Annotated in this window: 11 protein-coding genes; 8 read left to right on the top strand and 3 right to left on the bottom strand. The window is 43.8% G+C overall.

Features of this window, described 5'->3' with window-relative positions; translation table 11 throughout:
• Positions 1-365 precede the first annotated feature (365 nt).
• On the top strand, positions 366-3,158 hold the full coding sequence (polA, locus tag ACHUFN_RS09475; RefSeq protein ID WP_394222125.1) for a DNA polymerase I: 2,793 nt from the start codon (positions 366-368) through the stop codon (positions 3,156-3,158).
• A gap of 394 nt (positions 3,159-3,552) precedes the next feature.
• Here the strand turns inward: polA and yihA are convergent, their stop codons facing one another.
• Complete coding sequence (gene yihA, locus ACHUFN_RS09480; RefSeq protein ID WP_394222126.1) at positions 3,553-4,188, bottom strand: ribosome biogenesis GTP-binding protein YihA/YsxC; 636 nt, start codon at positions 4,186-4,188, stop codon at positions 3,553-3,555.
• Positions 4,189-4,362: 174 nt separating this feature from the next.
• Between yihA and ACHUFN_RS09485 the strand changes: the two genes are divergently transcribed.
• From ACHUFN_RS09485 to ACHUFN_RS09500, 4 genes are all read left to right on the top strand, one after another.
• The gene (locus ACHUFN_RS09485; RefSeq protein ID WP_394222128.1) at positions 4,363-4,986 is read left to right on the top strand and encodes a c-type cytochrome; all 624 of its coding nucleotides are present in this window, start codon (positions 4,363-4,365) and stop codon (positions 4,984-4,986) included.
• A 358-nt stretch (positions 4,987-5,344) separates the two neighbouring features.
• Positions 5,345-5,992, top strand: coding sequence for a class I SAM-dependent methyltransferase (locus ACHUFN_RS09490; RefSeq protein ID WP_394222129.1), 648 nt, complete (start codon positions 5,345-5,347; stop codon positions 5,990-5,992).
• Positions 5,993-6,119: 127 nt separating this feature from the next.
• The gene (gene yihI / locus ACHUFN_RS09495; protein ID WP_394222130.1) at positions 6,120-6,623 is read left to right on the top strand and encodes a Der GTPase-activating protein YihI; all 504 of its coding nucleotides are present in this window, start codon (positions 6,120-6,122) and stop codon (positions 6,621-6,623) included.
• 18 nt (positions 6,624-6,641) lie between these two features.
• Entirely contained in the window at positions 6,642-7,103 is a 462-nt protein-coding gene (locus tag ACHUFN_RS09500) for a DUF2489 domain-containing protein (RefSeq protein WP_394222131.1), read from the top strand.
• 104 nt (positions 7,104-7,207) lie between these two features.
• On the opposite strand, the gene ACHUFN_RS09505 is transcribed toward ACHUFN_RS09500, so the two are convergent.
• The gene (locus ACHUFN_RS09505; RefSeq protein ID WP_394222132.1) at positions 7,208-7,816 is read right to left on the bottom strand and encodes a DNA-3-methyladenine glycosylase I; all 609 of its coding nucleotides are present in this window, start codon (positions 7,814-7,816) and stop codon (positions 7,208-7,210) included.
• A 146-nt stretch (positions 7,817-7,962) separates the two neighbouring features.
• On the opposite strand from ACHUFN_RS09505, the gene glyQ reads away from it, so the two are divergent.
• Genes glyQ through ACHUFN_RS09520 form a run of 3 tightly spaced genes read left to right on the top strand, consistent with a single transcriptional unit; the run spans position 7,963 to position 11,476 of the window.
• On the top strand, positions 7,963-8,868 hold the full coding sequence (gene glyQ / locus ACHUFN_RS09510) for a glycine--tRNA ligase subunit alpha (protein ID WP_394222133.1): 906 nt from the start codon (positions 7,963-7,965) through the stop codon (positions 8,866-8,868).
• A 2-nt stretch (positions 8,869-8,870) separates the two neighbouring features.
• Complete coding sequence (gene glyS / locus ACHUFN_RS09515) at positions 8,871-10,949, top strand: glycine--tRNA ligase subunit beta (protein ID WP_394222134.1); 2,079 nt, start codon at positions 8,871-8,873, stop codon at positions 10,947-10,949.
• Between the two features lie 14 nt (positions 10,950-10,963).
• A complete protein-coding gene (locus ACHUFN_RS09520; RefSeq protein ID WP_394222135.1) occupies positions 10,964-11,476 on the top strand; it encodes an early set domain-containing protein in 513 nt (170 codons plus the stop codon).
• A 91-nt stretch (positions 11,477-11,567) separates the two neighbouring features.
• Here ACHUFN_RS09520 and gyrB read toward each other — a convergent pair whose 3' ends face one another.
• A complete protein-coding gene (gene gyrB / locus ACHUFN_RS09525) occupies positions 11,568-13,988 on the bottom strand; it encodes a DNA topoisomerase (ATP-hydrolyzing) subunit B (RefSeq protein ID WP_394222136.1) in 2,421 nt (806 codons plus the stop codon).
• Between the last annotated feature and the right edge of the window lie 7 nt (positions 13,989-13,995).

The following is a 13,995-nucleotide window of genomic DNA, read 5'->3' on the forward strand; positions in this document are numbered from 1 at the left end:
CAATCGTTCAAAAAAAGTTCTTAGTAATACGTATATACATTGTTAACGGTTATGCTACATTACTTGCCCAACTTGGTTAAACCAAAAATAAACGTACACCAAGTTATCCACAAAAAATGGAATGGTAAGTAGCAGGTACGCTGTTTTCACACCTTAGTCTCATTCCCTTATTTTTCTTGATTTGAAAGGTGATCTTTAACTTGACAAAGATCATCCGGATCGTCGTGCGCAAAACTTTAGATCACAAACTTATCCACAGGTAAAGTACGATCAACTATCGACCTTAATGTTCCTTCATGATATGGCGATCTGCCCTTGCCTGTGGCATCCTTGCGCTCATATTGTACATTGGAAAATCGCCATCTATGCCTGATTCTAAAAAGCCTCCATTTATTCTTGTCGATGGATCGTCATATCTCTTTCGTGCCTTTCACGGTTTACCACCCTTAACCAATTCAAAAGGCCAAGACACCGGTGCTATTTATGGTGTTGTGAACATGCTTAAAAGCTTGATCAAACAGTATAACCCCACGCACATGGCGGTGATTTTTGATGCCAAAGGCAAAACCTTTCGCGACGACATCTATAAAGAGTACAAAGCGAACCGTCCGCCTATGCCGGATGAGCTAAGAAGTCAGATTGAACCATTACACGCCATCATCAAAGCAATGGGTTTACCCGTAATTGTTGAATCGGGTGTAGAAGCGGATGATGTAATTGGTACATTAGCCAAGCACGCCACAGAAAAAGGTATTGATACCCTTATCAGTACCGGCGATAAAGATATGGCTCAGCTGGTAAATGAACATGTGACATTGATCAACACCATGACCAACCAGCTTATGGATGTCGAAGGTGTGAATACCAAATTCGGCATTCCACCAGAGCTTGTAATAGACTTTCTTGCGCTTAAAGGCGATAAGGTCGACAACATTCCTGGCGTACCGGGTGTAGGCGATAAAAGTGCCCAAGCATTGTTAAATGGTATTGGCGGTATCGACGACATTTATAAGAACCTAGATAAAATTGCAGATCTGTCGTTTAGAGGAAGTAAGTCGATGGCGGCTAAAATGCAAGAGTATGAGGAACAAGCTCGCCTTTCTTATACTCTAGCTACCATCAGCATCGATCTAGATCTCGACTATGATGTTGAAGCACTGATGCCCTGTCAGGCTGATAATGAACAGCTTCGCGATTTGTTCGCAGAGTACGAGTTCAAACGCTGGCACGCAGAAGTAAGCGCGCTTCTAGCAGGCGGTGACACCACAAGTGCTCAAGCTACCACAAGTAAAGATAGCAGCGACAGCGCGCAAGAGGACGAACAAGGCGCTTCAATAGACATCGACAAGTCGCGGTACGAAACAGTACTTGATGAAGAACGCTTTAACGCGTGGGTGGCAAAACTAAAAGACGCAGAGTTAATTGCGTTTGATACCGAAACCACAAGCCTAAATTACATGGATGCAGAGTTAGTGGGCGTATCGTTTTGCATAGAAGAAGGCGAAGCCGCATATGTACCCGTAGCCCATGATTACCCAGATGCACCGGCGCAACTGTCACGTGAATACGTATTAAAAGCATTAAAGCCAATTTTAGAATCGGACAGTGTGATAAAAGTCGGTCAACATATTAAGTACGACAAGAACGTGTTGGCTAACTACGACATTACCTTGAACGGTATTGGCTTTGACACTATGCTTGAAAGCTATGTGCTAAACAGTACCGCGCAGCGTCATGACATGGACTCACTTGCCCTTGCCTACCTAGGTCATAAAACCATTCACTTTGAAGAAATTGCAGGCAAAGGCGCAAAACAGCTTACGTTTAACCAAATTGCGCTTGAAGAAGCAGGTCCATATGCCGCTGAAGATGCCGATATAACGCTTCGTTTGCACAATGTAATTTGGAGTAAATTGAAAGACATTCCTGAGCTTAAAAGCTTGCTAGTTGATGTCGAAGTACCGCTTGCCTGTGTGCTTTCGCGTATGGAACAGGAAGGGGTATTGATTGATAGCCAAAGGCTGCGTCAACAAAGTCAGGATCTTGCTACGCGTATTTCAGAACTTGAAAAAGAAGTACACGAAGAAGCAGGCGAAACCTTTAACTTAGGCTCAACCAAGCAGCTTCAGCAAGTTTTGTTTGAGAAGATGTCGCTTCCTATTATTAAAAAAACGCCTAAAGGTGCGCCTTCTACCTCTGAGGACGTGCTACAGGAACTTGCGCTTGAGTATTCATTACCTCAAAAGATTATGGAATATCGCGGTTTAACCAAGCTTAAGAATACCTACACCGATAAACTTCCAAAAATGATCAACCATCGCACGGGCCGAGTTCATACTTCTTATCATCAAGCAGTAACCGCAACGGGGCGTTTATCGTCAACCGATCCTAACTTACAGAACATCCCAATTAGAAACGAAGAAGGTCGCCGCGTACGTCAGGCGTTCGTGCCACGAGAAGGCAATAAATTTGTAGCAGCAGACTACTCACAAATTGAACTGCGTATCATGGCTCACCTTTCTGGCGACAAAGGATTATTAGACGCGTTTGCCCATGGCAAAGACATTCATAAAGCAACAGCGTCTGAAGTATTTGGCGTGCCGCTTGAAGAAGTGACAACCGAGCAGCGTCGCAGCGCAAAGGCAATTAACTTTGGTCTTATTTACGGTATGAGTGCGTTTGGTTTATCAAAGCAGCTAAATATACCGCGCAATGAAGCACAAAAGTACATGGACCTTTATTTTGAACGCTACCCAGGTGTGCTTGAGTATATGGACTCTACCCGTGAAAGCGCGAAAGAAAAAGGTTATGTAGAGACCGTATTTGGTAGAAGACTTTATTTGCCCGACATTAAAGCAAGTAACGGTGCACGCAGAAAAGGCGCAGAACGCGCAGCGATTAACGCACCAATGCAAGGCACAGCAGCAGACATTATTAAGATGGCAATGATTAAGGTTGACGACTGGATTAGAAAAAATGCGTCAGACGATGTCAAAATGATGATGCAAGTGCACGATGAATTGGTTTTTGAAATAAAAGAAGAAAAGGTCGAGACTTATGTTTCTACCATCACTGCGCTAATGGAAAGTGCTGCTACGCTTAACGTACCGCTTGTTGTCGAAGCTGGCGTGGGAGAGAACTGGGACGAAGCCCACTAGTTTGGTAATTAGATTACAGTTTTAACATTAAAAAGCGTGTTATCTTGATTAATTTTGGTAATTTAATTACATATCACCCTTGCCTTTTCCCAACTTTGTTGTAATATTACGCATGTAGGGTACAGAGGTGAGAAAGCTGTTTTCAAACCTTTGCTTTAACCCCGACAGCTTTGTCGGGGTTTTTTTATGCCTGAAAAAAATAAATTATTGTTAAGTATCAACAGCTTAAATTTTTAAGCGTAATTAATTTCTTATGTTTTTGAACTTCTGAGTTTCTGACTACTCTATATATTCGGTTTTTATGTGTTTTCTCTCAGTTTACGCCTCGCATTATGCGGGGCGTTCTTTTTTCTAACACCCCACTCTTATTACATGGCGTCGAGTGCGCGTTTAATTACTCTGACTCACTGTCAGACATCCCCTCGTTTTCAACTTTATTTAAACCAAACCACGTATCCAGAATGCGTTCTAACTCAGGTAAACCGTGTTTGTTGAGTGAAGAGAATGTTTGAACCGTTACATCGCCCATAAATGCCATGGCCGCTTCTCGCGCCATAAGCAGCTGCGCTTTACGCTTACCGCTTTTTAGTTTGTCGGCTTTAGTTAACAGCGCAAGCACTGGAATGTTTGACGCTACAGCCCAATGAATAAGGTCTTGGTCTAAGTCTTTAAATGGATGACGAATGTCCATTAACACCACCAAACCTTTAAGTGACTTACGCTTCTGTAGGTACTCACCTAAAGACGCCTGCCACTTTTTCTTCATTGCCACAGGGACTTTAGCGAAGCCATATCCTGGTAAATCAACCAAACGTAAGTCTTCTTCTAATTCAAAGACGTTGATTAATTGAGTACGACCCGGCGTTTTACTGGTTCTCGCCAAGTTCTTTTGACGAGTTAATGTATTGAGCGCACTCGATTTGCCTGCGTTTGAACGACCAGCAAACGCAACTTCAATTCCGGTATCATTCTTTAAATGACGAATATCTGGTGCACTCGTAAAGAATTTTGCTTTGGTGTAATACGACATCTAGACTTACCTCCACATGCGTCACAACCTTCGGTTTACAGTTTTTTAATGAATAAACCAGCTAAAAACCATAGTTTTATCATGGAATAGGTTTTTCTGACGCGTTAAATGTGTAAAATACGCATGATATCACGTATATCACGCGAGCCGTTGGATCCATTTAAGAGATTTATTATGAAAAAACTGTGTTTGTTGGTATGTATGTCTTTAGGTTTAAGCGCAACTGCTATGGCAGAAGGCGACGCCGAGGCAGGTAAAGCGAAATCTGCAGTATGTGCAGCCTGTCATGGCCCTGATGGCAACAGCATGATTGACATGAACCCCAAAATTGCTGGCCAACATGAGAAGTACATCGTTAAGCAATTAACCGAATTTAAACTTGCCTCGCAAACAGGTGGCGAGGAAGGTCGTAACAACGCCGTTATGAACGGCATGGCTGCTCCACTATCAGAGCAAGACATGAAAGACTTAGCGGCATATTTCTCAAGCCAAGAGCCAAAAGCAGGTGAAACGCCAGAACAGTATGTTGAAGCTGGACGCGCACTTTACCAAGGTGGCGACGAATCTAGAGGCGTAACTGCATGTATTGCATGTCACGGCCCTAAAGGTAACGGTATGGCGCTGGCAGGCTTTCCTGATATCAGCGGTCAGCACGCAACGTATACTGCATCTCAGTTGAAAGCATTCCGCTCAGGCCAACGTCATAACGATATGAACGGCATGATGCGTGATATTGCGATGAAATTAACTGATGAAGATATCGAAATTTTATCTAACTATATCGCGGGCTTACACTAAGCATTACCGTTTTAGCATATTGTTGTTAAAAAATTGTTACCAGAAAAGTTGTATTTTGAAATTATTCGTGTAATCTAACGGCGTAGTTTGTAGGTGCCTTTGAAAAGCTACAAGCTAAATAACAAGAATAATAATAAAAATGCAGCATGGAAGATGGGATAAAGAGCCACGAGGGCCAAAAACAACAATACAGCTCTGCTAAAAACAAAAATAAGGGGAGCACAGCTAGGGAAGCCAGCTACACATAGAGGTGTATAACGGGAGAGGTGTCATCTGACACTCATACAATGTAAGGTGATGGTGAAAACCATCGCCTTTTTCTTTTTTTAGTCCTTTATATATTATTGTTCACCCTTCTATGTCTTGCCCTTTATGTTTAAGCGTTAACCCGCCATCTCATTATCACAGTGACAAAAAGCGTGATTACCTTCAGTGTAACCAGTGCGAATTAGTTTATGTGGCTCCTGTTTTTTTGCCATCGAAAGACCGAGAGAAACAAGAATACGACCTTCATGAAAATCACTTTGAAGACGAAGGTTATAGAAAGTTTTTAAGAAAGGTTTTAACGCCACTTTCACCTTTCATTGAGGCGTCTAAGCCAAATGAGCTGCACGCTTTGGATTTTGGCTGTGGGCCAGCACCTGTTTTGGCGAGCATGCTTGAAGAGTTGGGCGTTCAAACACATGTATACGACCCCTTCTATGCTAACGAGCCCAAAGTATTAGCCCAGGCATACGATATAGTTACATGCACAGAAGCTATTGAGCACTTTCATACTCCACATAAAGAGTGGAAGCTGTTTAATGAACTACTTGCTACAAACGGCATGCTTGCCATTATGACAAAGCGGGTGCTTGATAAAACCCGTTTTGCTAACTGGCATTACAAAAACGATATCACCCATGTTTGCTTTTTTAGTGAAGCAACCTTCCAATTTTTGGGGCAAAGAGATGGCTTTGATGTCTCTTTCCCTGCGAACGACGTTGTTCTTATGAAAAAACGCTGAAACAGATTGTCGTATTAGTTTACGTTTTCCGTATTGATTTTACACACCTCACCCAAAGATCAATACGCAGGCACGAATTCGCGCTATAATAGCGTTGTTTTTTCACTCTCTTTGTTATTTGGAAATTATGGCACGTTCAAAGAAATCACGAAAAGTCGGCCTCATCGGCGTTCGTAAAGATCCAGACTTTAAACCAAGCGAAAACCGCAAATCAGAAGCGCCTCGCCCTAAAAAACATAAAGGCAAGCCAGCTGGTAGTCGCCACAATGTTGAACAGAAAAAAGTAACGGGCAAAAAGAGTGCAGAGAATAAAGACCCTCGTCACGGCAGTAAAAAGCCAATACAGCTGGTAAAAGCGGTAACACCTACACCAGCGCAAAAGAAGAAATATGCTACGCCTGCGCAAGAGCTAGCGGCACTAGAGGCAGATCAACGTTTGTCTGATTTACTCGACAAATTAGATGATGACAAGCCGTTAACCCGCGAGCAACAAGCTTATGTAGATGAAAAAATGGCGCGCCACCGTATTCTTTGCGATTTATTAGGCATAGTAGAAGATGATGATGAAGACGACGATATAGATCCGTTTAACGATTTAGACGCTATTAACATCGACGACTTTAAGCATTAATAAAAACGGGAAAGAGTCATGCTTTGGGCAGTACTTTCTGGCATTGCGCTATTAATCATTATTGGGCTTGGCTTTTATGCCGGTAAGCTGTTGTTTCTACTGAAGCAGCAAAAAGCACGGCAAGAGGCGGCAAGACAGTCTCGTATCACTAACATCACCGACAGTATTATCGTGATTGCCAAAGCGATGGACCAGCAGCAGTGTGATTTATCAGAAGGCGTTATCCGCATTGTTAATTTGCTGAACGCCCTTCCAATAAATACCCCGCCTGACTTCAAAGCGCAGTATCCACACATTCATGCGCTATTCACAGAAGTCAGTGGTTTCGCTATTTTAGAAGCACGGCAACAGTTACCTAAAAGCGAACGCAAAAAGCAAGATATGGCCCGTGAGCAAATTGAGTCAGAATACGAATCAAAGGTTCTAGCTGAGCTACCGCCACTACAGGCCTATTGCGAAACGCTTATGACAGCGAAATAACGCCCGGTTATACACCGCTTATTGTTTTAAGAAATAAGGCCGCATACTCATTAGAACGCGGCCTTTTTTGCTTTACGCTTAGTCTCTTTTGCCCACCTTCATATTTACTTTATGGCAAGCTTACACGTGCGCTCGTAACAGTGACACCCTACTTCGTGATCGTTAACCATCCCTACCGCTTGCATAAATGCGTAGCAGATAGTTTCCCCCACAAAATTAAATCCACTCTTTTTTAAGGCTTTAGACATTGCTTTTGACGCATCGGTAGAGGTAGGTGCTTGCCTAAAATCATCCCACGCGTTGATGACTGAGCGTCCGTCTGTAAACTGCCAAATGAACTCGCTAAATGGCTGTGACGCTTCAATGGCAAGAAAGCCTTTAGCGTTTTTGATGATCGATTCTATTTTAAGCTTATTTCTAATAATGCCGCTATCTTGCATTAGCCTTTCCACATCAGAAGGCCCCATGAGCGCAATTTTTTCAGGGTCAAACTGATGGAAAGCGCGCTCAAAGTTTTGCTGCTTTTTTAAAATAGTAAGCCATGACAAGCCAGCTTGCTGACCATCCAAACACAGCTTTGCAAATAAGGCTCGGCTATTTAGCTCAGGTACGCCCCATTCGTTGTCGTGATAAGCAAGGTAAATGGGGTCGTTACTCACCCAGCCACATCGTTGTAATTGTTCATTTTGTTGTATTTTCGTTTGATTGGGCATACTTAAAGATTAAATCCTTGTTGTGAACAGGTATATTGCCTTTATTCGTGACGTTTTTTCACCCTTTACACCTACATACTATGCCTCACAAATTGTATACTATCCCACCTTTATTTTAAGTCAGATAACTAATAAGCAGCGGATGTATGCAGAAATACGATATTAAGACCTTTCAAGGGTTGATCCTTGCGCTTCAAGATTATTGGGCGCGTCAGGGCTGCGTTATTATTCAGCCTCTGGATATGGAAGTGGGTGCCGGTACTTTTCACCCTATGACGTTCCTACGTTCTCTAGGTCCAGAGCCAATGAGTAGCGCCTATGTTCAACCATGTCGTCGACCTACCGATGGTCGCTACGGCGAGAACCCAAACCGCTTACAACATTACTATCAATTCCAAGTAATGCTTAAGCCTTCACCTGATAATATTCAGGAGTTGTACCTGGGCTCTTTGAAAGAGTTAGGCTTCGATCCGCTGGTTCACGACATTCGCTTCGTAGAAGATAACTGGGAATCACCAACGCTAGGTGCGTGGGGTCTTGGTTGGGAAGTATGGTTAAACGGTATGGAAGTAACTCAGTTCACCTACTTCCAACAAGTAGGTGGCCTTGAATGTAAGCCTGTGACCGGAGAAATCACCTACGGTTTAGAGCGACTAGCCATGTATGTACAAGGTGTAGATAGTATCTATGACCTCGTTTGGACAGATGGTCCTATGGGTAAAGTAACGTATGGCGATGTATTCCATCAAAACGAAGTAGAACAGTCTACCTACAATTTCGAACACGCCAACGTTGAAGCGCTGTTTAGAACCTTTGACGAGTGCGAAGCTGAGTGCCAGAAACTTATTGAAAACAGCTTGCCGCTTCCTGCTTACGAACAGGTAATGAAAGCATCGCATGCTTTTAACCTTCTAGATGCACGTCATGCAATCTCTGTTACAGAGCGTCAGCGTTACATACTTCGCGTAAGAACACTTGCCAAAGCATGTGCAGAAAGTTATTACCAAGCGCGTGAAGCATTAGGCTTCCCACTATGTAACAAGGAGGCATAAGCGTGCGTACCGAAAATTGTTTAGTTGAATTAGGCACTGAAGAGCTTCCACCAAAAGCGCTTAAATCTTTAGGTGAAGCATTTGCCGTACAGTTTGAAGCAGCGTTAACACAAGCAGACTTGAGCTTTGACTCGGTAAGCTGGTTTGCTGCACCTCGCCGCCTTGCGGTTTATGTGTCAGGCTTAGCTGAAGGCCAAGCAGATAAAGTCGTAGAAAAACGCGGCCCTGCCGTTGCTGCCGCTTTTGATACCGATGGTAACCCAACTAAAGCAGCACAAGGCTGGGCCCGTGGTAACGGTATTGACGTAGCCGATGCAGAACGCCTGGTGACAGAAAAAGGAGAATGGCTGCTTCACAAAGCGCACGTTCCGGGTCAATCGGTTGCTGAGCTTTTAGAAGGGCTTATTAATCAAGCGGTAAGTAAATTGCCGATTCCAAAGCCAATGCGCTGGGGTAACTACAACACGCAGTTTATTCGCCCGGTTCATACTCTTTGCGTGCTGTATGGAAGCGAAGTGGTTAATGTTTCTGTACTCGGTTTAACAAGCGGTCGTACAGTTCAAGGTCACCGTTTTCATGGCGAAGGCCGTTTCGAGCTTGATCACGCTGATAACTACGCGTCAGCGCTTGAGCAGCAATTTGTTCTAGCCGACTTTGAATCGCGTAAAAATAAAGTTCGTCAACAGTTAGAAGACGCGGCAAAAGGCTTATCGTTAACACCTGACTACAACGAAGACCTACTTGAAGAAATTGCGTCACTTGTAGAGTGGCCTGTTGTGCTTCAAGCGGGCTTTGATGAAGCTTTCTTAGCCGTGCCTAAAGAAGCGCTGATTTACACGATGAAGGACGACCAGAAATACGTACCACTGCTTAATAGTGACGGTGCGCTCTCTAATACGTTTCTGTTCGTGACCAACATTGAAAGCAGCGATGCTTCGCAAATTATCTCAGGTAACGAAAAGGTAATTCGCCCTCGCCTTGCAGACGCTGAGTTCTTCTTTAATAGCGATAAAAAGGCAACGCTTGAAAGCCGCCTTCAAAGCTTAGAAACCGTGTTGTTCCAAAAACAACTTGGTACGCTCAAAGAAAAGTCCGAACGTATATCAGCGCTTTCTGCTTTCATTGCTGCTCAAATTGATGCTGATGAAGCACAAGCTGCGCGCGCAGGCCTACTTGCCAAAACAGACTTAATGACCAACATGGTCATGGAGTTCCCAGATGTTCAGGGCGTTATGGGCAAGTACTATGCGCTTAATGATGGCGAAGACGCACCAGTTGCAGAAGCACTGTATGAACAATACATGCCACGTTTTGCTGGTGATGCACTTCCTAGCTCAGGCGTTAGTGCCTCTGTTGCGCTAGCTGATAAGCTTGACACCCTTGTAGGTATCTTCGGTATAGGGCAGCTTCCAAAAGGCGATAAAGACCCATTTGCGCTTCGTCGTGCTGCTATCGGTGTTCTACGTATTGTCACTGAATTATCGCTACCTTTAGATTTAGAAACCTTAGTAGCTAAGTCTATTGATGTGTATGGTGACAAGCTTTCAAATGCAGAAACGCAAACACAAGTAGTCGACTTTGTACTAGGCCGCTTTACTGCACTACTTCAAGATCAGGCTATTGCGATAGATGTTATACAGGCAGTGGCGGCTCGACGCCCAACTAAGCCTGCGGACTATTTAGCACGTGTACATGCCGTTGATAAGTTTAGAGCGTTAGAAGAAGCTGAAGCCCTTGCCGCAGCGAATAAACGCGTAGCAAATATACTTGCCAAGCAAAACGTTGAAGTGACAGATACCATCAATATTGATGCATCGTTACTTTCAGAAGATGCAGAAAAAGCCCTTTATGCTGAGCTTACAACAGCGCAAAAGGAAGTTGAAAATGCTGCGCCTTCACAAGACTACACACGCATATTAACAGCGCTTGCCACGCTGCGTCATGTCATCGATAACTTCTTCGACAACGTAATGGTAATGTCAGATGATGAAGCGGTTAAGAAAAACAGACTTGCTTTGTTGTCGCTTTTAAGGCAACTTTTCCTTACTACTGCGGATATTTCTATCCTAGCAAAGTCGTAGGCTAGTAAAAATTAATGCGGGTTAATAGCCGCAACGAAAAAGAGCCCAGCCTTCAGTTGGGCTTTTTTATAGATGGAGACGCTGTGAAAAAGTCATTTATAATTGCTACTGTATGTTTTGCACTTTCTGCCTGCTCAAGTAACGGAAGCTTTAAAATTCCTGAAATTGCTCCAGAAGCCCCTCGTATACAATTCGAAAATTTATTTTTACGAGGTGTATTTAATTGGTGGGAAGCAGACCCTAGCTATAAATTTAAGCGTACTAACACGGGATGGAGCGTTGAAGTTGAATTGATTGCAGACGGCCAACCGTACGATTTTCGTATCTCTGATGCGAAGTGGACCCCTTCACAAAGCTGCGGTGGAAAATATAAAGGCCAACCTGTTATGCTGGGTTCTACGGTCTATTTGGTCTGCGAACAAGACTCAGAAAACCTTCAATTCACGCCTTCTTCCACTGGCATATATCGCTTTACTGTAAACGCAGCAAGTGCCGGTGAAGTCGCGCTGATGGTTTCAAAAATCTAACTCACAAATTTTGCCTGCAAACTAAGAGCATAGAGGCAAAAAAAAGCGACCTTACGGTCGCTTTCTAAAAAGTATTTTAGTGAACAAAAGTCTATACGTCTAAGTTTTCCACTTTAAGCGCGTTGGCTTCAATAAACTCTCTACGCGGCTCAACTTGGTCACCCATTAATGTTGTGAACAACTGGTCACAACCAATGGCATCTTCAATAGTTACTTGAAGCATACGACGGCTTTCAGGATCCATCGTGGTTTCCCAAAGCTGATCTGGGTTCATTTCACCTAGTCCTTTATAGCGCTGGATGTATTGGCCACGTTTCGCTTCATTCATTAACCACTCTAACGCTTCTTTGAACGACTCAACGGGCTGTTTACGTTCACCACGCTGAATATAAGCGTCTTCACCCATCATATCGTTGATAGCCAGGTTAAGTTCTTTAAGACGCTGATATTCAGTCGATTCGATGAATTCGTGATCGATAATATATTCGTAGTCGATACCGTGCATACGCATAATAATCGTAATGTAGTATTCACTTAGCTCAGCGTCTGTACGAATTTCATAGCGGTAAGTCGCACCGTCGTTTTCACGCTCTGTAAGCTGCTCTACGAAGTGTTTAGCAACATGCTCTAGTGCAGCTTCATCTTTCAGGTCTTCAAGGTTCAGCGTAGGCGTGTAAAGCATTCTGTAAAGGATAGATGCAGGCATTAGACGTTTCATACGTGCAATCATTTTCTCTACTGACTGATATTGCTTAACAAGGTTTTCTAACCCTACACCACTAATACCTGGGTCCTCATCACTAGTATGCAAAGAGGCACCATCGATAGCGATTGAAGTTAGGTAATTAGTCAAAGCATCGTCGTCTTTAAGATACTGCTCTTGCTTGCCTTTCTTTACTTTATATAGCGGAGGCTGGGCAATATACACATAGCCGCGCTCGATAATCTCAGGCATTTGACGATAGAAGAAAGTCAGTAGCAACGTACGAATGTGAGAGCCATCTACGTCAGCATCGGTCATGATAATGATGCTGTGATAACGTAGTTTATCTGGGTCATATTCATCGCGACCAATACCACAGCCTAGTGCAGTGATAAGCGTCGCAACTTCTTGTGAAGAAAGCATCTTGTCGAAACGGGCTTTCTCAACGTTTAGGATTTTACCTTTAAGCGGCAAAATAGCCTGATTTTTACGGTTTCGACCCTGCTTAGCCGAACCGCCTGCAGAGTCACCCTCCACTATGTATAGTTCGCTTAGTGCAGGATCTTTTTCCTGACAGTCAGCTAGCTTACCCGGTAGACCGGCCAAATCGAGCGCACCCTTACGGCGAGTCATTTCACGGGCCTTTCGCGCTGCTTCACGAGCACGTGCAGCATCGATAATCTTGCCAGCAATGATTTTACTTTCAGCCGGATTCTCTAATAAGAAGTCCGCTAGCTTTTCATTCATCGCCGACTCAACAGCAGGACGCACTTCTGAAGATACAAGTTTGTCTTTAGTCTGTGAGCTAAATTTCGGGTCTGGTACTTTAACTGAAATTACAGCAGTTAGACCTTCACGCGCATCGTCACCACTGGCATTAGTTTTGGCCTTTTTATTCAGCCCTTCTTTTTCCATGTAGTTATTCAATGTACGCGTTAACGCACCACGGAAGCCGGCTAAGTGTGTACCACCATCGCGCTGAGGAATGTTATTGGTAAAACAAAATACGTTCTCTTGGAAACTATCATTCCATTGCATCGCAACTTCTACAGCAATACCGTCTTCTTGTTCACTGCTAAAGTGGAACACCTTTTGGTGAACTGGCGTTTTCTTTTCATTCAGGTATTCAACAAACGCTTTAATACCACCTTCGTACATGAAGTGGTCTTCTTTACCATCGCGTTCGTCTTTCAATCGAATAGACACGCCAGAGTTCAAAAATGACAGTTCGCGAAGACGCTTGGCCAAAATATCGTAGTGATAAAGCGTGTCTGTGAAAGTGTCTGAACTTGGCCAGAAACGGATCATCGTACCGGTTTTGTCGGTGTCACCCGTTACCGCTAGTGGTGCTTGTGGAACACCGTGATGATATTCTTGTTCGTGTGCTTTACCGCCACGACGAATTCGTAGCTTCAAACGGCTAGAAAGTGCGTTTACTACCGACACACCTACTCCGTGAAGACCGCCCGATACTTTATAAGAGTTATCGTCAAACTTACCGCCTGCGTGAAGTACCGTCATGATAACTTCAGCTGCTGACACACCCTCTTCTGGGTGCAATTCAGTAGGTATACCACGTCCATCGTCAGACACAGATACTGAGCCATCGCTGTGAATGAGCACAGTTATCTCAGAACAATGTCCAGCCAGTGCTTCATCGATAGAGTTATCGACCACCTCAAATACCATGTGGTGTAATCCGGTGCCATCATCAGTATCACCGATGTACATACCCGGACGCTTTCTTACGGCATCTAATCCTTTAAGTACTTTAATACTGGACGAGTCGTAGTTGTTCTCTTCTGACATACTAGCT

The sequence above is a fragment of the Alteromonas gracilis genome, from assembly GCF_043642145.1.
Taxonomy (GTDB): Bacteria; Pseudomonadota; Gammaproteobacteria; order Enterobacterales; family Alteromonadaceae; genus Alteromonas; species Alteromonas gracilis_B.